General features: G+C 68.0%; 19 protein-coding genes. 14 read left to right on the plus strand and 5 right to left on the minus strand.

The window, feature by feature from the left end; translation table 11 throughout:
- Window positions 1-301 precede the first annotated feature (301 nt).
- A complete protein-coding gene (locus AOK08_RS01185; protein ID WP_055522714.1) occupies window positions 302-1,318 on the plus strand; it encodes a carbon-nitrogen hydrolase family protein in 1,017 nt (338 codons plus the stop codon).
- Window positions 1,319-1,595: 277 nt separating this feature from the next.
- On the opposite strand, the gene AOK08_RS01190 is transcribed toward AOK08_RS01185, so the two are convergent.
- The 3 genes from AOK08_RS01190 to AOK08_RS01205 all read right to left on the minus strand — a co-directional run bounded on the left by AOK08_RS01190 (window position 1,596) and on the right by AOK08_RS01205 (window position 5,702).
- A complete protein-coding gene (locus AOK08_RS01190) occupies window positions 1,596-4,094 on the minus strand; it encodes a DEAD/DEAH box helicase (RefSeq protein WP_079053746.1) in 2,499 nt (832 codons plus the stop codon).
- A gap of 514 nt (window positions 4,095-4,608) precedes the next feature.
- A complete protein-coding gene (locus AOK08_RS01200) occupies window positions 4,609-4,824 on the minus strand; it encodes a DUF397 domain-containing protein (RefSeq protein ID WP_055522793.1) in 216 nt (71 codons plus the stop codon).
- Window positions 4,825-4,847: 23 nt separating this feature from the next.
- On the minus strand, window positions 4,848-5,702 hold the full coding sequence (locus tag AOK08_RS01205; protein WP_241826759.1) for a helix-turn-helix domain-containing protein: 855 nt from the start codon (window positions 5,700-5,702) through the stop codon (window positions 4,848-4,850).
- Between the two features lie 322 nt (window positions 5,703-6,024).
- Between AOK08_RS01205 and AOK08_RS01210 the strand changes: the two genes are divergently transcribed.
- Window positions 6,025-6,498: a hypothetical protein gene (locus AOK08_RS01210; RefSeq protein ID WP_241826760.1), complete on the plus strand. Its 474-nt coding sequence runs from the start codon at window positions 6,025-6,027 to the stop codon at window positions 6,496-6,498.
- 83 nt (window positions 6,499-6,581) lie between these two features.
- Here AOK08_RS01210 and AOK08_RS01215 read toward each other — a convergent pair whose 3' ends face one another.
- Together AOK08_RS01215 and AOK08_RS01220 are read right to left on the minus strand one after the other, a co-directional pair.
- Complete coding sequence (locus tag AOK08_RS01215; protein ID WP_055522723.1) at window positions 6,582-7,076, minus strand: SAM-dependent methyltransferase; 495 nt, start codon at window positions 7,074-7,076, stop codon at window positions 6,582-6,584.
- A 75-nt stretch (window positions 7,077-7,151) separates the two neighbouring features.
- The gene (locus tag AOK08_RS01220) at window positions 7,152-8,210 is read right to left on the minus strand and encodes an NsdA family TPR-like regulatory protein (protein WP_338400110.1); all 1,059 of its coding nucleotides are present in this window, start codon (window positions 8,208-8,210) and stop codon (window positions 7,152-7,154) included.
- Window positions 8,211-8,760: 550 nt separating this feature from the next.
- On the opposite strand from AOK08_RS01220, the gene AOK08_RS01225 reads away from it, so the two are divergent.
- The 12 genes from AOK08_RS01225 to AOK08_RS01280 all read left to right on the plus strand — a co-directional run bounded on the left by AOK08_RS01225 (window position 8,761) and on the right by AOK08_RS01280 (window position 18,624).
- Window positions 8,761-9,264, plus strand: coding sequence for a hypothetical protein (locus AOK08_RS01225; RefSeq protein WP_055522727.1), 504 nt, complete (start codon window positions 8,761-8,763; stop codon window positions 9,262-9,264).
- A 51-nt stretch (window positions 9,265-9,315) separates the two neighbouring features.
- Window positions 9,316-9,957: a hypothetical protein gene (locus AOK08_RS01230; RefSeq protein WP_157876514.1), complete on the plus strand. Its 642-nt coding sequence runs from the start codon at window positions 9,316-9,318 to the stop codon at window positions 9,955-9,957.
- Window positions 9,954-10,640, plus strand: coding sequence for a hypothetical protein (locus tag AOK08_RS01235; protein ID WP_055522729.1), 687 nt, complete (start codon window positions 9,954-9,956; stop codon window positions 10,638-10,640). Before AOK08_RS01230 ends, AOK08_RS01235 begins: the two co-directional genes overlap by 4 nt.
- Window positions 10,641-10,726: 86 nt before the next feature.
- The gene (locus tag AOK08_RS01240) at window positions 10,727-11,206 is read left to right on the plus strand and encodes a hypothetical protein (RefSeq protein ID WP_157876515.1); all 480 of its coding nucleotides are present in this window, start codon (window positions 10,727-10,729) and stop codon (window positions 11,204-11,206) included.
- Window positions 11,207-11,225: 19 nt separating this feature from the next.
- Window positions 11,226-11,849: a DUF6624 domain-containing protein gene (locus AOK08_RS01245; RefSeq protein ID WP_157876516.1), complete on the plus strand. Its 624-nt coding sequence runs from the start codon at window positions 11,226-11,228 to the stop codon at window positions 11,847-11,849.
- A 136-nt stretch (window positions 11,850-11,985) separates the two neighbouring features.
- Entirely contained in the window at window positions 11,986-12,792 is an 807-nt protein-coding gene (locus tag AOK08_RS01250; protein ID WP_055522732.1) for a hypothetical protein, read from the plus strand.
- Window positions 12,793-12,902: 110 nt separating this feature from the next.
- The gene (locus AOK08_RS01255; protein WP_055522795.1) at window positions 12,903-14,717 is read left to right on the plus strand and encodes a glycoside hydrolase family 15 protein; all 1,815 of its coding nucleotides are present in this window, start codon (window positions 12,903-12,905) and stop codon (window positions 14,715-14,717) included.
- On the plus strand, window positions 14,714-14,968 hold the full coding sequence (locus tag AOK08_RS01260) for a hypothetical protein (RefSeq protein ID WP_055522733.1): 255 nt from the start codon (window positions 14,714-14,716) through the stop codon (window positions 14,966-14,968). Before AOK08_RS01255 ends, AOK08_RS01260 begins: the two co-directional genes overlap by 4 nt.
- Window positions 14,947-15,405 (plus strand): hypothetical protein, encoded by a 459-nt coding sequence (locus tag AOK08_RS01265; protein WP_157876517.1) that lies wholly within the window; start codon window positions 14,947-14,949, stop codon window positions 15,403-15,405. Before AOK08_RS01260 ends, AOK08_RS01265 begins: the two co-directional genes overlap by 22 nt.
- A gap of 256 nt (window positions 15,406-15,661) precedes the next feature.
- Window positions 15,662-17,077 carry a transcriptional regulator, XRE family protein gene (locus AOK08_RS01270; RefSeq protein WP_157876518.1) on the plus strand — a complete coding sequence of 472 codons (1,416 nt, stop codon included), beginning with the start codon at window positions 15,662-15,664 and terminating at the stop codon, window positions 17,075-17,077.
- Window positions 17,078-17,119: 42 nt separating this feature from the next.
- The gene (locus tag AOK08_RS01275; protein WP_079053747.1) at window positions 17,120-18,145 is read left to right on the plus strand and encodes an asparaginase; all 1,026 of its coding nucleotides are present in this window, start codon (window positions 17,120-17,122) and stop codon (window positions 18,143-18,145) included.
- On the plus strand, window positions 18,145-18,624 hold the full coding sequence (locus AOK08_RS01280; protein ID WP_055522740.1) for a PPC domain-containing DNA-binding protein: 480 nt from the start codon (window positions 18,145-18,147) through the stop codon (window positions 18,622-18,624). Before AOK08_RS01275 ends, AOK08_RS01280 begins: the two co-directional genes overlap by 1 nt.
- Window positions 18,625-18,656: the final 32 nt, after the last annotated feature.

The following is an 18,656-nucleotide window of genomic DNA, read 5'->3' on the forward strand; positions in this document are numbered from 1 at the left end:
CCGCGAACAGCTCACCCGCCCTTGTGACCAACGCGGGGTCGGCCTGCGGGCTCTCACCGCAGAGCAGGGGAACATTGCCCCCTTGGGTCAAGTGCATTCAACGGCGCGCGGGCCATGTTGACGGAGCCCGTGGGCGACGGCATGATGACGGACTGCGTGGCCTACGCCGAACCTCCCGCGACCGTCCCCAGCACGGTCTCCCATCGGAGGCAAAGGGACTAGCGTCTCAGGTCGCTGTCGCAGCCCGATCGCCTCGGGCGAGGTTGCTGGGGAATCGTCGCTCAAGGCGTGGAAGGCCGCGATGACAGCCCGCAGGAACTTCAAGCGCCTCGTGCGCGCCCGCGCCGCCAAGACCGGCGAGTCCTACACGTCTGCTCTCCGGCACTTCCGTCCGACTCCATCTGGAGACGTCATGTCGGAAGCAATGAACCTCAAGAGCGTGCGGCTCGCCGTCGCACAGGCTCCCGTTCGCGAGGATCCCCGAGATGTTGACGCGCTGCGCGAAAGCGGTCGTCAGGCCCGTGCTCTGATGCGCGAGGCGAGTGCTCGGGGCGCGAGGATCGTGCACTTCCCGGAAGGCGCGATCTGCTTTCCCCACAAGCTCGTCATGTCCGTCGACGGCCCGGACTCGGTCGGCCCGGCGGACTGGGATCGGTGCCAGTGGCCAGTTCTGCAAGCAGAGTTGGCAGCGATCGGCGAGTTGGCACGGGAGTTGCGGCTGTGGACGGTGATCGCCTCGGTGCACCGCTTGACCGAACCTAACCGTCCGCACAACAGCCTCTACGTCATCTCCGATCACGGCGAGGTCGTCACGCGCTACGACGAGCGCCTGCTGTCGAACACGAAGGTCTCGTACATGTACTCGCCGGGCATCTCGCCGGTGACCTTCGACGTCGACGGTGTGCGCTTCGGCTGCCTGCTCGGCATGGAGATTCACTACCCGGAGTTGTTCGCCGAGTACGAGAAGCTGGACGTCGACTGCGTCTTGTTCTCCACGACCGGCGTCTCCCCGGGCAACGCCGCCGCCCAAGCCCAAGGCCACGCCGCGGTCAACAGCTACTGGGTCAGCTTCTCGGTGCCGACGCAGCACAGCGCCACCGCGCCGTCCGGAATCATCGCCCCCAACGGCGACTGGCTTGAGCGGTGCCCCACGGACGGATCGCCGTCGGTGGCGGTCGTGGACCTCAACGACGGTTCCGAGGCCGCCATCGAAGCAGTGACCTACGCACGTCCCTGGCGTCGTGAGTCACGCGCAGGCGTCTACGCCGGGCACAAGGTGACCGACCCGCGCAGCGAAGACCGCACTGCGGCCTTCTAGCGCGAAAACCTGAGGGGTTCGCGGTACGGGGTGGCTCCCGCGCCGCGAACCCCTCGGATCCAAAATCGGTTGTTGCCTCCGGCTGCCAGACCATCTCTCTCGTCCTCGTCGTTGCTCGCGGTCAACTGATCAACGCCGCGAATGTCCTTGCTCCCAGTAGCGGCGTCCTTCAGGTGTGGCGAGGAGCGACTCGACCGCCTCCCGCAGATGCACGGCGTCAGCCCGCCGCCCACTGGATCTCCAGCACAGTCACTTGCGCGTTCTGGAGGAGATGCTTCTACCGGCGGCGGCCTCGTGGAACAACCCACTCCATGCCGATCTCGTTCAGGGCCTCTACCCGGGCTTCAGCCAGCTTTCCCTGCCTGTATTCCTTGCGTTGGCGGATGACCCAAGCGCTGATCTGGACATCGTTGTGCCAGGCCTTCGGCGGGGGTCGTAGGTGGCCGTGCGTGACGTAGTAGTCCTGTGCGGCGCTCAGCCCCCGCTGCCATTCGTCGGTGTAGTGATCCCAGACGAATCCGAGTTCGTCCAGGGCCGCGATGCGTTCGGAGGACAGTACGCCGGCGCGGTTGTCCCGCCGCCTGTTGAGCACCCACGTGTGCAGGTTCACGTCGTTGACCGTGTATCCCTTCGGGACCTGGAGGTGCCCGTGCTCGGCGTGGAACGCGCGCGCGGCGGCCAGGCTGCGTTCCCAGCGGTCATCGTGTGGATTCCACACGACGCCGAGCTGCTCCAGGGTTTCGGCCCGCTCGGGCTCGAGACTCCCTTCCCGGAATCTGTTGCGGCAGTCGTGGATCCAAGCGGACAGGTTCATGCCGTGATAGATGGTTTCCTGAGGCAGCTTGAGGTGCCCGTGCTCGGCGTGGAAGGCCCGAGCAGCCGCCAGACCGCGGTCCCAGCCCATCCCTCGCCACACGATGCCGGCCTCCTCCAGCGCCCGGATCCTGTCCGCGGGCAACGAGCCCCTCCGGTGGCGCTGGCGCTGGTTGGACAGCCAGGCCCCCAGCTTGAAGCCGTCCTCGGTCCGGTGGCTCTGCGGGATGTTGAGATGCCCGTGCTCTGCATAGAAGGCCCGGGCAACCGCCAGTGCCACGGTGAAGCGAGCGTCGAAAGGATCCCAGACCATGCCGAGCTTCTCCAGCTCATCCACATGAGCCTTGCTCAGCCACCCCCTGGCGTACGTCTTGCGCTGGAGGCTGATCCAGGATCCCAGGCGGTAGCCCTGACCGGTCACGTACCGGGTATCGACGCTGAGGTGTCCGTGTTCGGCGTGGAAGGCGCGGGCGGCGGCCAGGCCTTCCCACCATGGGGACGTGGTCTGGCGTACCAGGAGAAGCCTGAGCCGGGCGAGCACCTTCTCGGAGACCGACGGCGGCATCACCATGGTGATCTTCGACGGCAACTGGGGGTTATGGATGTGGTCGCTGGCCCGGTGGTGGTCCAACTCCGCTCCCAGTGGCTCGTCATGAGCCCGCAGAGCCCGCACGACCTGCCACAGCGTGGCGTAGTCCCCGGGGTCGAGATCGCCGATCTCACCGTCAGTGTCCGGGACGACCAGCGGAACGATGATGGTGGCCACTTTCCGGGCAGTTCCGGCACGGCGAAGGGCCCTGCCGACCGCCTGCACGACGTCCACAGCCGACCGCTTGGGGTGGGCGAACAGCACCGAGTCGACCGCTGGAACATCAACTCCCTCGGACAAACAACGGGCGTTGGAGATCACCGTCCATCCGTCCCCGGGCGGGTGCCGCAGATCCTCAAGGATGAGCTTGCGCTGCCGGGAGTCCATCTCCCCGTGAATACACCGAGCCGTCAGAGCGCCGTCGTCACCGCCCGACGGGAGCCGGGCGAGAGTCCCGGACAGCGTGCGGGCGAACTCCTGGGCCGCGGCGATCCGAGGATGGAAGGTGATGGTCCGCCGGACACCGTAGAGCTCCCGCGCCCGCGCGAGCGCGACCTGCGCGACCAGCATCCGCAGGTCCTGGCCCCCGGGCCGCTCGACGTACTCCCGCCCCTCGTCTCTAGCGAGGGCGCGCACCTCGGAATCGGCAATGCCCACGACGGCGAGCCGGTAGTCCTCCAGATACCCCTCGGCGATGGCACGGGGGAAGGGGTAGGAGTACAGGACCGGGCCGAAGGCGGCTTCATCGTCCATGGACAGGACGGTGGAGTCCTCGGTTCTGGCACTGTTCACCCGGGGCGTCGCGGTCATGTAGAGACGGCGCCGCGCGGGAAGAAAGCCCGGTTCAACGAGCCGACGCGTGACGTGTTCCACCCGACCAGACAGATGGTGCGCCTCATCGCAGATGAGAACGTCGGCCTGCGTACCGGCTGCGGAAAGCGCGGGAACAACAGCCCGCACAGCAGAGATGTACGTGCTCACGATCACGCGTCGGCCACCCCCGCCACTCCATGCAGCGATCTCGCCGGGATCGGTCGTCACCGGAACATCGAAATCCCGTACGTGGACCGCGGGGTCAGCGACGGTGTCGTCGGAGCACACGGCCAGAGCTTCGAACGAGACGTGCTGGCACCGCCGCCACACCATCAGGGTCTGAGCCACCAGCGCAACGGTGGGGACCAGGACCACAATCAGTCCATCACCGGGAAGAAGCCGCTCCACCGCTCGCTGGGCGATCAGTGTCTTGCCCGACCCGCACGCCGCATGGAGCTGCCCTACGGGATGCTGGGCCAGACCGTCTGCAACAGCCGTCACCGCCTCCGCCTGGTACGGGCGGAACTCCTCGACCACGGTGTCCGTTGCTAGCACGCCCACGAAGCCGCGACCTCTCTCTCAGTCCGTCTGCGCGGAAAGCTCCTAGATCAGGTGGCTGAACCGCCGGTCCATCATTGCCCATTTCGCCCCTACGACGGAGCATTCTTCGGGAACGGCACTTTGGCTGTACGGCCCCTGCTGGGTACCAGCCATTGGCCTTCCGCACCGGCGGCCACGCCTCAGGACGCGCTACCCGCGTTACCCGTCTCGACTTCTCGGCACCCGTAGTCCGGCTTCTAGGCGCGGGGACGTACGAGGTTCAGGTCGCTGCCCGCGAGGGATTCTGGGAGGGGGAAGCCCATGGTCCGCACCTAACAGCATTCAGTGCAGCAATCGCGGATCCATGAGGTCCCTACCGCCTCGGTGCACTGCGAGGCAGGACGGAGCGCCGCCTTCCGTGTACTGGACACGGGGGGTAAGCTCCACTAACCCTAGGTACGGCTGTACGAGAGTGGCCCGTTTCCCCCCGTTACGGTCGGGGGGAAACGGGCCACTCCTCATGACAGGCGTCGATTCAGCTCTGGTCGAACTCGTTCCTGTTCACAGCCGCGATGAACCCGGTGAACGCCTCGGGCCCGAGCAGCAGAGCGGGACCTTCGGGGTTCTTCGAGTCACGGACGGCGATGCCGGAGTGCGTCTGCATCACATCGGCACACTCGAAGCACTGCCCTTCGCTGCCTCCGCTGTAGGAGGACTTCTTCCAGGCCGCACCCTCGAGCTCAGAGGCCATGAGAGCACGTCCGATATTGGTGGTCACTTACGCAGTCCTTCCAGGTACTCATTGAGAACATCCCGCGACTTGTCGACGGGAAGCGCAATTTCGGCGATGGCAGCGAACTCCTTCTCCAAGAAGTCCACTTGCTGCACGTCGTCGGTGTGGTTCCCACCCATGGGATTGTCGACGCTGGCCACCTTCGCCCAAGGGTGCTTGTAGGACAGGACGGTGATGGCGCCGTTTGACCCGTAGGTCGGATGAACGGTGAGGGGGATGAGCTGGAGCTCGACGTTCGACATCTCCGAGGCGTCGAGGAGCTTGCGAATCTGGTCCCGCATGATCGCAGGTCCCGACTCGAACTTGGCATGCAGTGCCGATTCGGGTACGAGAGCGTGGAGTTTGGCCGCCTTGCTGAGCACCGCCTGCCGCGCCAGCCTGATCGAAACCAGCATCTCGGCGTGTGCCGGAGAGACCGCGGTAGGCGCGCGGGTGATCATTTCCCGGACGTACCCCGGAGATTGAAGCAAGCCCGGAACGATCACTGGATGCTGGATCTGGAGCGTCTCCGCCTCGGCTTCCAACTCAATGAAATCGAGGTAGTTCTGACCAATGCGCCCCGCATAGGCTGCCCACCACCCTTCGCCGATGGGCTCCTCGGCGACCCTTGCGACCTCTTCGACGCCGGCTGAGTCATCCACGGCCAGCTTGCCGCAGAACTTCCGCACCTCATCGCCTGAGATCCGGTAGGTGCCTCTCTCGATGCGGCTGAGGCGAGTGGTGTCCCAGCCCATGAGCTTGGCGGCGTCGCCGGACTTCATGGTGCCGCGCCAGCGACGCAACTGACCGCCAACTCTGCGCCGTTTGATAGTCGGCGTCGCTCGCTTCTGCGTCATGGACGCAGTTTGACACGTCGTCGACGCTCGTAGCTATGGGCACATGCGTACGGTCTTTTTGGCAATGCGGGTGACAGTATTGCGCACCGACCGCCAAAAGGAGCATGCTGAGAGTCCAGCGGGACGTGACTGTGCATCACCTCACGTTCGCCCGTTACGCATGGTTCCTACCGCTGGCCGTACAGGTCGGGCTCCATCCCGGCCGGAAGGGTCCACTGTCTGCGTCCCCCCGTCGCAGGCAGCGGACCCTTCGCCCCCTCCGACGAAGCCGGGGCCAGCAATGCGCCAGAGCACCACCGCCCGATGCAAAGGGCACGAGTGGATGGACCGGGAGCGCGCCTTCCGTGAGGAACTTCATCCCGATGAGGTCCGCATCGAGGCAGACCCTCTCGTCCGGCTATTGAACGTCCGTGTCAGCACCCTCGACCACCGTCTGTCGTTGCTTCGGGAATTGGGCCGGATGCCGCGGGTGTGCCTGTACGCGCTCGCTGTAGACGGGCAGGAACCGACGCACTCCCTGAACGCGGCCCGTGACTTCGCCTTACAACAGAACTGGCAGGTCGGCGTCCACCATCACTTCACGGACCGGTTCGGTGCGACCGACCCACTGACTCGGACGGGTTGGTCCCTGGTGCGCCATCAGATCCGTGCCGGGTACGCCGATGGCGTCGTAGCGCTCACCCACTCCGTCATCAGCCCCCATCTAGACGAGTACGCGCTTCAACTCGACCTGATCGAGCAACATCTGGGATTCGTCGCCCTCGTGACGGCCGAGACTGCGGGAGGTCAGCGGTGACCGCAGGCGGCTTCCACCAGGGGCACGCCGGATTGCCCACCCCAGATACAGGAGGGGCGGGCGCTGCCCATCCGGCCGTGGCGTTATCCGCGGCCGGGGCGCTCGCTGGCATTGGCCCAGTAGTTCTCAAGCATCTCGCTCACCCACTTCGGGGCGTGGACCGGCCCTTGGGGGCCCATGGGCGGGAACCATCCGGCGAAGTCGAAGACCGGGGTGCCGTCGACCGCGTCGAGGTCGGTGACGTACAGGTCGTGGCCCTCGATACGTACAAGCCGGGGCTGGGAGATCGCGAGGCGGTTAGGCCGGCGGTGATTGCGGTGCGCGAACGTGCCGCTCGGCTCCCACGCGGGGTTGTTCCGCGGGCTGCGCGCATGCAGTGCGACATCGTCGGACGAACCCATGTGAAAGTGCCAGAGCACCTGGAGATGACTGAACTCGCCAAGTCCCATGAGAGTCTCAGCCGGGTAGTCCGAGTGAAGTCGGATGATCGACTCAACGCCGCCCTGGTAGTCGTCCGCCGGCGTCGCGTGGCCTCCAACCACCGTCGCGACAGACTTGATCTCCAAGGTCACGGACATGCCACTATCCCCTCTTGTCGGAGCTGGAAGAGCGCCCCGCAGTCTCCTGCTCCGGTGATTGTCGTCTTATCCCGGTCAGCCTACGTCGTGGAGAGCCGCCCGTGCTCGTTCGTCGAGCGCGGCCGCCGGGCTCCCGCCGCGGCCTTTCACCGGCGACAGGGCTCGGCGCATCTGGATCACGGCCTCGCGTGCGCGGCCGGACTGAACGCCGCTCATCGCGTCCAGAGCCTGCGACCAGGTGGCGCATGCCGCTTCGAGGTGTCCCTGGCTGACCTGGACGGCACCCAGGTAGCTGAGGGTGACCGAGTGCGTGCGGGCATGCGATTGGGCGCGACGGGTGCGAACGCTGCGCTTGAACTCGGCCTCGGCAGCCTTGAGGTCGCCGAGGTCTCGGAGGGTGCACGCGGTTTCGTGCGCCAGGGCGGCCTCGGTGAAGAAGGAGACGCGTCCGGGCTCTCCCGTTTCCGGGGAGCCGGCGTTAGTGAGGTCGTCCTCGGCGCGGCGCAGCGCAGACAGGGCTGCTTGCTTGCGCCCATCGGCGGCAAGGGCGCGGGCGTGGACGACGCCGAGCAGTGCCCTCTCCCGGGGAGAGGCAAGGACGTACCGGCGTTGTCCGAGGGAGCCTTCGGCGTATTCCATCGCCAAGCCGGGGTGTCCGAGGTCGACGGCCTGGTGGGCTGCGGCGCGCAGGATGTGGCCGGCGAGCGGAGCGTCATCGGCTTCCGCCGCGACGTGGAAGGCCGTCATGAAGTTCTGGCGGGCGAGCACGTGCTCCGAGGAGTCGAAAGCCATCCAGCCGGCCAGGTACTGGAGTTCACCGGCGACGGATGCCAGCTCGCGGCGGACCTGTTCGGACGGGGTGTGGCTGGCGAGGCACTCGGCTACGTCGGTGTGCAGGAAGGCGACCAGGGCGCTGCGGCCGGCGCGGCCGCCGCGACGCTGGTCTCGACTGCTGAAGAAGGCCGCCATCTCACGGAGGCTCTCTACGTCGTCCATGGTGACTGTGCGCCGGGTGAGGGCGGCCCGGGAGCGGGCCCGCTCCAGTGTCTGGTCCCACCACGCTTCCGCGGGAAGAGCGAGGCCGACTGTGGTGTAGGCGGCGTTCGCCAGAACCCGTCGGCGTTCTATGTCCATTTCGATGCTCCCGAGCTCCGCCAGTGCAGTCAACGTGTCGACGTCCCACTCGGGGGTGCTGGGCGCAGTCAACTCCATTGGGCCAAGCCCGATTTCGGCGGGAGTGACGCGGCGTCCAAGGCCTCGCGAGAGCGTCTCGCACAAGATAGAGGGCGTTCGGCCGCTGGGCCGTACGCCGCGGACCCACTGGGACACGTGCGAGCGTGTGATGAGGGACAGCTCCGGGATGGAGTGCTCGGCCGCAACCACGCGCATCCGCGCCGCCAACTGGTCCTGCGACCAGCCAAGTTCCTGAATGACGGCTCTCAGATGGGTGTTAGGCGTGCGCACGGTGCGTGCCATGATGCGCCCCCTGTCTCCGAAATGATCTTTAGCGGTGTTAGCGGTATCCGACGCTCGTCCGGCATACCCGCGAGCGGCAATTCAAGGTTCGCTCTACGTAAAGGTATCGGCCAACGACTCCTTCGTGCTGCGGAGTTCGGCCAGCTCAGCTGTACGCAGCCCGCAATTCAGCGCCGTTTGCTCAGCGCCAGAGCTCCAGGAGGACGTGATGAGGACGATGTCTTGGCCCCCGACCACTCGTAACAAGGCCACGCTCGCGCACGCCTACGTCAGCGTTCTGGGCTGGCCGCTCCTCGTCGACGGTGCCCTCGTGACGGGGGCGCAGGCCGACGAGCTCATGGAACACGGCCCAAGCGCCGTCGTGCAGACCTTCGGCGAGGGCTTCGACACGGTTTCCGTACCGCGCGCCCTGGGTTCGGACGTTCTGCTGAACGTCGACCGCAGCCCCGTCACGTTCCCGAGCCTCCGAGTCGGGGACGACGTCGTGACCTTCTTGGTCGAGGCCGGAACCGGCGCGTGCCTCGCGGATATCTCCGAGGCCCGGATCGAGACCGGCGCCCTTGTGGAGCTGCCCCCGACGCCGGGGCTGCGGTGGGACACCCCGCCGTGGGACATCTACGCCGACAGCCCCACGGCGCTGGAACTCCCCCATGCCCGGGCCCTACGCAAGAGCCTCGACACGGCGCTGCGTACCCACCGCGGCCCTTCCTGAAGGTCCTTCCTTCGTCCACCTCACCCCCTTCCCGCCGCATTGGAGGTCCTCATGCCGCTCCCCCGCACAAGCGCCGCCGGCTCCGGCCCGCGCCAGGAGCGTCGAGTCGTCCTCGCGACGGGAGTTCACGGTGTAGTGGCCGGCCAGCACCACGACGACCGCCATGTGCCGGTGCACGAATCGGCCCTTCACCGTGAGCAGACCGTGATCACCGCTCCGTCCCCCTCGGCACTCATCTCGCCGACGGGTCTCGATGCACTCGCTCTGATGGCTCACGGAGCGGACGAGCGGGTCCTGCGCGATCAAGGTGTGTACGCCACCTGCACCGAAGCCCGCCAGAGCGTCGCGGCACTCGGACGTACCCTCACCGGAGGAGAGGCGGTCCGCTGGACCCGGATCGTGCACCTCGCGGTGGAACACGGTCTCGTCCCCGTGAACCGCACCGCCGAGGTGGCTCTGCCGCCGTGGCAGCTGGACCTGCTGCGCACCTGGGCGGGCGGCCTGTCGCTTCCGTCGTACGAGTGCCAAGCGGGCCTCACCCAGCTGGAGGCGAAGGAGCTCGCGCAGCTCCTGTGCCACCGTCTGGGGGCCTGTTCGGATCAGCACGCGGTGCTGCGCGGGCATGAGACGGGGAACCTCACCGTCGGCGAGCCGCTCACCGTGCTCTTCCACGGGGGTGAGGGGCCAGCATGAACGAATCCTCGCTGCCCGCCCTGGACGAAGGGCGACCCGCGTCGGCGGTCCCGCCTCCTCCACGCAGGCCCAGCGTGATCCCAGCGATCACGGCCTGGAGCAACGAGCAGCCCGAGAAGACTGCGCTGATCGCCCGGCCCCGGCTCGGCCTTACTTACCGGGACGAGGTCGGCACGGACCGGGACGACGACTGCGCCCTGTGGCCTCGGATGAGGAGCATCCCGGGCAGCCGCCGGCCCGAGTTCACCCGCGTCCATCCGCTGCGCCAGCGCGAGCTGATGAGGGAGATGCTCTGCCAGGTCTGCCGCGAAGAGGCCGCGCACGACGCGCGCGGCTGGCTGTTCCTCCTTCCGGATGCCCGTGCGGACTGGGCCGGCTGGCCGGAGACGATGGCCAACGGTCACCCGCCGCTGTGCGAGGAGTGCGTCGAACCCGTGGCCGCGTTCTGTCCACACCTGGTCGGCGGTCTCGCCGTCCGCGTCAAACAGCCCGTCCTGCACGGGGTGTTCGGAACCGAGTACCGGCTCTCCCCCAACGGTCTGGTCACCATCGGTCCCAAGACTGTGAGCTACGAAGACCCTGCGTTGGCATGGGTTCTCGCCGCCCAGATGGTCCGGGTCCTGAACGGCTGTTCCATCGACGAGCCGCTGACCGCACATCTCGCTCGGAGGGCCATGCGGTGAGGACCTTCCTCCGGCGCCGGCTTCGTCGGACGCCACACGCTCCGCACCCCACCGGCACTGTCATGCCCACACCTACAAGGAGTCCCATGAGCAGGACTCGTGGCGTCGCGCACGCCCCGATGCACAGCACCCGCCTGACGCCGGCCGAGATCCGCACCCTGTCCGCGCTCGCCGAGGGACTCGACACCGTCGGAGCGCTCAAGAAGCTGGGCATCGGCCTGGACACTTTCAACCGGACGCTGCGGAACATCGGCCACAAGCAGCACCGCTCCACCCGGGCCTCCAAGGTGCACGCCGCCTACCTGTCGGGCGAACTCCCGCTGCCGGACGCCCTCCCGGCCCCCGAGATCACTGACAAGGACCGGGCACTGTGGGTTGCCCTGGCCACCCAGCCGGACCTTCAGGCGACGGCCGATGCCGTTCACCTCTCCAGGGCCACTACGAGCAAGAACATCGATGACCTCGTGTCGCGCTTCGGAGCAGACAGCGAACCCCACCTGGTCACGCTCGGCCACTCCTACGGCGTCTTCGAGACCACAGCCGCGACAAGCCCTGCGAAGGCATGAGCCGATGAACGGACACGCGATGACCCTGACCAGCCCGCTGCACTCCGCCCTCTCCGCCTCGGCGGTGCACGACAACTCCGAGCACGGGGCCGGGGGCCGGTGGTCTGTGCACGCCCCGGCGCCCTCCCGCCCGGACATCGTGCGCGACCTCATCGACAGGGTTGTGGCCGCCGATCGCCGGTGGGAGTTCGCCTCCTCGAACACGGCGGCCGGACCGGCCTATTCGCCGTACGAACTCCTCGACGCGGCCAACACCGAGGCGCTGCGCAGGATCGCCGGCCAGCACGGATGGCCCGGTTTCAGCCTGGTGGGCCAGGACGGATCCGAAGCCGCGCTGAGACTCGCTCTGCGCGTGTACGAGCCGCACGACGATCACGAGTTCGTACGCGCGCTGCTCCGCCTGCTCACAACTGCCGCCGGGTGCGGCGAGGCGACGTGGGCGCAGTGGGCACACCTTCAGGACCGCGTGAGCGTCCTGAACGGCTACGACCAGCAGTACGGAACCCAATACCGCCATGACGCCTCGCCGTTGGAGCCCGAGCTCTACCCGGTCGCCGACCCTCAGACCCTGGCAGCACGCCGCATCACCGTCGGGCTCACCCCCGCACCCTGCCCGCAGGCCCTGCCCGGACCCCGAACCTGAAATCCGGTCCATGTCTCCCAGACTCACGCTCTACCTGCGCATCGGCGTCCTGATCCTGGCCCCTTTGACCGTCATCATCGCCGCCGAACTGCCGCGCTGAACAGACAGCGCCCCGCCACCCGACCGAAAAGAATCCATGCCGAACGCCGAAGTCGACGCGCCCCTCGACGACGCCGCCCTACAGGAACGCCAGGCCGCATGCCGCGCTGTGGGAACAGCGTTCCGAGACAGCGGCGTCAACGCCATGCCCAAGGCCGGGACGACCCTGGGCTCGGCCGCTGTCACCGTCACCATTCCCCTGGACTGGCCGGACGTCGAGCGGTTCCTGATCGGCAGAGGGCTGCCGTCTCCCGATGCCGCAGCACCGCTTCGCCATCTGCTGGAGCAGCACGGCGTTGACGCCCAGGTCGCGGTTGTCGAGTTCGGTCCGGGAACGGCGCTCAAGGTCGAACTCGACACGGGCGACGATGCGGTGCGTCTCGCCGCCTTCGTCATCGACCGCCGCTCTGACGCTCACTCCGCCGCGTTGCGGCTCAAGGCCGCCTTCACCGGGATAGGGATCAGCGCAGAGCGCATCTTCGTCGCCGACGGGGCCGTCCTCGTGGGTGGCATCGATATCCAGGACGCCCTCACCCTCTACGCCGTCCTCGACGGAGGTCACGGCGAGGAAATCGACGAGCTCGACCTGGAGGATCGCTGGGATCCAGAGGGCTGGCGCGATGTGGAGACGCTGGCGGAACTGCTGGGTCCCGTCGTGAGCAAGGCCTCCGGGGGTCTTCTCGCGAGCACACCCAACCCGGCATGCCAAAGCTGTATCTCCAGCCGGCCGCACCGCATCACACTCGGACGTGCCTCCCCCGGGCAGGCCGTGCTCCTGGCTGACGCCATTGCTGCATCCGACGCTCCCGGGGCGGCCTCGGGCGCCGGTCCGCCGGCCGTCTGACCGCTTCATCCGGCAGCGGACCGGATCCGCTGCCCCCTCCCCACCGCACACCAGCCCTGTGCCGTCCTGCCGACACGACCGCGGCGGCACCCTTGAAGAGATGGATGTTCATGCCCGGGCGCATCGAGGACTACGCACTCATCGGCGACATGCACAGCGCCGCCCTGGTCGGCCGGGACAGCGCGATCGACTGGCTGTGCCTGCCCCGGTTCGACTCCGAGGCCATCTTCGCATCGCTCCTGGGAACCGAGGAGCACGGCTTCTGGCGTATCGGCCCCGCGCACCCCGACGGCGCCCCGCCGCCGGCCGCCGACACCCGCCGATACCGCGGGGACTCGCTCATCCTTGAGTCGGAGTGGACGACAGCCCACGGAACCGTCCGGGTGATCGACGTGATGACGCGCAGCGACGGCGCTCCCCAGTTGACCAGGGTGGTGGAGGGGCTCACCGGCCGGGTCCGGATGCGCTCAGAGCTCTGCCCGCGCTTCGGCTACGGACGCACGCGGCCCTGGGTGCACCAGCTCGGCGACCGTACGGTCGCCGTCGCCGGACCGGACTCCGTCTGGCTGGACACCAGCGCCCCGGTCTACGTCAACGACCACACCGTCTACTCGGACTTCAGTGTTTCTGCAGGCGAGCGAGTCGCGTTCACGCTCAGCTGGGAGCCCTCGCACCAGCAGCAGCCGGCGCTGCCCGACCCGGAGCAGGCCTTGGAGGCCACCGGGACGTTCTGGCGCGAGTGGGCCGCCCAGTGCACCTACAACGGTCCCTACCGCGAAGCCGTCATCCGCTCGCTGATCACCCTCAAGGCCCTCACCTACGCCCCCACCGGCGGGATCGTCGCCGCCCCCACCACCTCCTTGCCCGAGGAGATCGGCGGCGTACGCAACTGGGACTACCGCTTCACCTGGCTGCGCGACGCCGCGATCACCCTCTCCTCACTGTTGCGCACCGGCTACCGCGAGGAGGCCTCGGCGTGGCGCGAGTGGCTGCTGCGCGCGGTCGCCGGCGACCCCGAACATCTCCAGATCATGTACGGCATCGCCGGCGAGCGGAAACTCAGCGAGAGCGAGCTGGACTGGCTCCCCGGCTACGAAGGCTCCACCCCCGTCCGCGTGGGCAACGGCGCCGCCCACCAGCTCCAGCTCGACGTCTACGGCGAAGTCACCGAAACCCTCCACATCGCCCGTACGGCCGGCCTCGCCCGCAACGACCATGCCTGCGCGCTCCAACTGCGGCTCATCGAGCACCTGGAGCGGCACTGGAGGGAGCCGGACGAGGGCATCTGGGAGGTGCGCGGCCCGCGCCGCCACTTCGTGCACTCCAAGGTGATGGTCTGGGTCGCGGTCGACCGCACCATCAAGCTGATCGAGTCCGGGGACGCGGACGGCCCGCTGGAGCGCTGGCGCGATCTGCGCGACGACATCCACCGGGACGTGTGCGAGAAGGGCTACGAGAAGGAACGCAACACTTTCACGCAGTCGTACGGCTCGAAGGAACTGGACGCCTCGCTGCTCCTCATCCCGCAGACGGGTTTCCTGCCGCCGGACGACAAGCGGGTCATCGGCACCATCGAGGCGATCCAGCGCGAGCTGTCCACCAAGGACGGCTTCATCCTGCGCTACCCCACCGCCGGTTGCGACGAGGGCGTCGATGGTCTGAAGGGCGACGAGGGCGCCTTCCTCGCGTGCTCCTTCTGGCTCGCCGATGCCCTCGCGATGATCGGCCGTACCGACGAGGCCCTTGCCCTTTTCGAGAAGCTCCTCGGTCTGAGGAACGACCTCGGTCTCCTCGCCGAGGAGTGGGACTCCCGGCGACAACGCCAAGTCGGTAACGCACCACAAGCGTTCTCCCATGTCGCCATGGTCGAGACGGCCCTCAAGCTCGCGGCCCTGGGTGCGCGTGACGGGGGGCTGCTGCGATGACGATCCGGTTTTTGGATCTGCTGCTGGCGGGCGCCCGTCTTGCAGCGTCCCTCCTGCGCCCTCTCCTCCTGGCGGGCTGTTACGGAGATGGGCCTCTGCAGCCCATAGCGCGGCTCCTGACCCTTGAACAGTCGTGGGCCGAGGAGGGCTACGCGACGTTCGCGACCGACAACGTGCCTTCCTCAACTGCCGGGTTCCTGGACGGCGACGCCTTCACCAAGGAGGTCCGGTGCTCACAGCGTCCCAGCTAAGGCCGCCGACGGCCTTGTCGCTCCCTGCGGCCCTGAGCGCTCGGGAGGAGCGAGCTCTGGCGGGCGCCTCCCGCCTGTACGCGCTGCGTCGGCGGGTCAACGCCGACGCGTCCGCGACCAGCGCCGTCACCGTCTACGTCGTCCTGTATGCACTGACGGATCCGGGTGGGAGCCCGCGCGACCAACTGGCCGAACCCCAGGCCCTCGCGCACGCCCGTGGTTACGTGGTCCACGCGCGGTTCTGCGACACCGCCGGCGGCACCCGGCCCGGGTGGGCAACAGCTCAGCGCGCGATCGCAGAAGGCCGCGCGCACGGCATCATCGCCTCGTCCCGCGCCGCCATCGGTGGAAGCGATCAGCAGTACGAGTTCGACCTCCACTGGCTTGCCCGGCACCGGGCGGCCCTGTGGCTGGTCCGTCCGGAGCCAGCACTGTGACCGGCTGGCCCCCGCGTCGAGGGGGATCCCGATCGGCCCGCCGCCACGGGCCGGCTGAGCCGCACCCCGGGCACCCCGACGCGGCCTACGACCGTCCCGCGAGTCGTCTCACGGCTCTTTGGACATCGAGGAGGACGACATGACGCAGATGGAAGAGACACGAGTCCGGACTGTCGTGCCACTCCTGTACCACCTGCTCAATGCTCCGGAACTCAATTGCCTTTCGTGGCCCAAGTTCCGGGTCCTGTGGAATGTCATGGCAAAAGACGCCGCAAAGGGGCTACAAGATCCACGACTCGCCAGAGTTCAGGTCTCCCAGGCCACGTACAAGCGGTGGCTGGCCGGGACCCACGTCCCGCGCGGTGACCTGTGCACCATCCTTGAGTTCTTTTTCGGCAAGAGCGTCGAGACCCTGCTGCAGCTCGTCCCCGTACGCGACATTGTCCGTCCCCGTCCGCTGGACCGCAGGACACTCACCGCGGCACGAAGCCTAGGGGACTACACCTGGTCCACGTCCCGGCACGTCCCCGGCGAGCCGGACGCGGGAATATTCGGCAGCTGGGAACTCGCCGGCGGACGGCACTTCGACGGCACCTCGATCGGTGTGCAGATCTACGAGGCTGAACCCCGCGGCGACGTCATGGAGATCAGCTCCGCAGACCTTCCCCACCTGGAGACCTTTGTCCGCTCCTCGCGCCGGGGCGTCATTCTGGCCTCGCCCGGCGCCGTCGGCGGATCGGGCCTGTACGTGCTGGACGCCGCCCTCGCCCGCCAGAGCCTCTTCGTGGGCCAGGACCCGCGGGTGCCGCTGGCCTACCGGCTGGATGACCTGCTCTACGCCATCATCTGGGCCTTGCACGTCGTAGACGACGGTCTGCTGGCGGATGACAACCCGCTCTCCGACCGTGCCGAGGAACTTCGCCACTACGTCAACATCAGCAACTCGGCGCCGCCGCGATCCGACATGCCCGACCTCTCCCCGATCGGCGCCGCGTGGCTGGGCTCCAGTCTCTGCGCCCAGTACATCGTCCGGCACCTCGGTGACCTCACTGAAGTGCCAGCGTTCTGGACCCGAGAAGCCACGGGAGAGGAATGCGCACCATGGCTGCTATTCCGGCATAAACATGACTACTTACAGAATGTCGCCGATCGCTTCGCAGGACCGGGAAGCTCCCTGGGACGCGCCTTCTGCGTGCCCGAGTCCGCCGTGCAGTCCAGTGAGAGCTACGAGCGCATTCTCCTGTTCCTCACGATCGCCATGATGGAGATGTACGGGGTCAAGGTGTGGCTGACCCCCGAGCAGGAGTACCAAGAGGTCGAGGGATTCGTCCTGGCACGCAACCAGGCCATCCTGGCGAACTGGGTACGCGAGGAATCCGTCTGGCGGGTCGCGACCACCAGCGCGCGACGCGAGGTGGCCCCCTACCAGGAGGTGATCGGCCACGTGCGGGCCCACAGCCTGGTCGACGGACCGACGCCGGAGGCACGGCTGCAGGCCCTGGCCGACTACCTCGACCTGGACTGGACCTGGCTTACCGGCCGGTGCCATGACCTCGCCGAGGAGGGGCTCACCAGCATGCTGCGTCCCCGCAGCCGCCTCCTCACGCTCAAGGCACTCGACCAGACCCTGCGCTACATCGGCAGGCTGGGCAGCCTAAATGACGGCCGATAAGCTCAACTCGCCCTGCTCCACCCGCGATCCGAGGAACACGCGTTGACGAAGCCAAGCCCCCCGCCCACGGTGCTCGTGGTCAGCCTCGGCGGCACCATCACCATGACCCCCACCACGACGGAGGGCGAGGCGCGTCCCACGCTGAGCGCGGAGGACCTGCTCGCGGCCGTGCCGCAGCTGGCCGGCACCGGCATCGTCGTCAAGACGCTGTCCTTCACGACCAAGCCGGGCGCCTCCCTGACGTTCGACGAGATCGAGGAGCTTGCCGCCCAGCTGCGGGCCATGGACAGCCAGAACACCTTCGACGGCTTCGTCGTGTCCCAGGGAACCGACACCCTGGAGGAGACGGCCTACCTGCTGAGCCTGCTCTACACGGGCGAGACGCCTCTGGTCCTGACGGGCGCGATGCGCGCCCCCTACCTGGCCGGGGCCGACGGCCCGGCCAACCTGCTCGCCTCGGTCACCGTCGCGGCCAGCCCCCAGACCCGCGGCCTGGGCGTCCTGGTCGTCTTCAGCGACCAGGTCTTCGACGCCGCTCGGGTCCGCAAGACCCACAGCACCAGCACGAATGCGTTCACCGCGCCCGACACCGGCCCCATGGGCACCGTGGCCGAAGGCCGCCTGCGGCTCCTCGCGACCCCCGCGCACAAGCCCCTCCCGCTGGCCGCGGCGATGACCCGCCCGGCCCGCGTCGGCGTGTACGCCGTGTCCCTCGGTGACGACGGCACCCTGCTGGCGCCGCTCCTGGAGCAGGTCGACGGCATGGTCGTCGCCGGCTTCGGGGTCGGTCACGTGCCCGCGGCCTGGGTCCCCGTCCTCCAGGAGGCCGCTCAGCGGATCCCGGTCGTCCTCGCCTCCCGCACCGGCGGCGGCACCACCCTCACGCACGCGTACGGTTTCGCCGGCTCGGAAAAGGATTTGCTGGACCGGGGCCTGATCGGGGCCGGGTACCTCGACCCGTACAAAGCCCGCCATCTGCTGACGGTCCTGCTGCGCAGCGGCGCCGACCGCGAGAAGATCGTCGCCACCTTCGCGCCCGCCGGGACGACCGAGGAGGGACGTGGCTGATGCAGCACACCGAACTGAGGATGGGGCGCACCTTCGCGCTGGCCTTCGATGACGGCGACGACTTCGTCGCGGAACTGACCGGGTTCTGCGCGGAGATGGGCATCCGGCAGGCGATCATCCCGATGTTCCTCGGCGGGTTCCGGGAGGTGAGCCTGGTGGGGACGAACGGCCCGTTGGATGACCCGGAAGCTCCCGTGTGGGACGAGACGGTCCTGCACACGGTGGAGGCTGTCGGCGCCGCCACCCTCGCCTGGAGCCCGGAGAAGGACTCCCTCGCCCCGCACATCCATGTCGCGGTCGGGCGCAAGGACCTTTCGGCCGCCGGGAGCGTGTCGCATCTGCTGCGGGCAAAGGTGCAGTTCATCCAGGAGATGTTCCTTCAGGAGGTCGTCTCCCCTCAGATGCTGCGACCGCTGTGCGGACCGCATGCCGTCCCGACTCTGACCTTCGCCCCGAGCCCGGAGGCCGAGGCACGGTGACCCCGTCCGGCTCCGCCCCGAGCTCGGCGCGG

Origin of the sequence: Streptomyces graminilatus (genome assembly GCF_001418565.1) — a bacterium.
GTDB lineage: Bacteria > Actinomycetota > Actinomycetes > Streptomycetales > Streptomycetaceae > Streptomyces > Streptomyces graminilatus.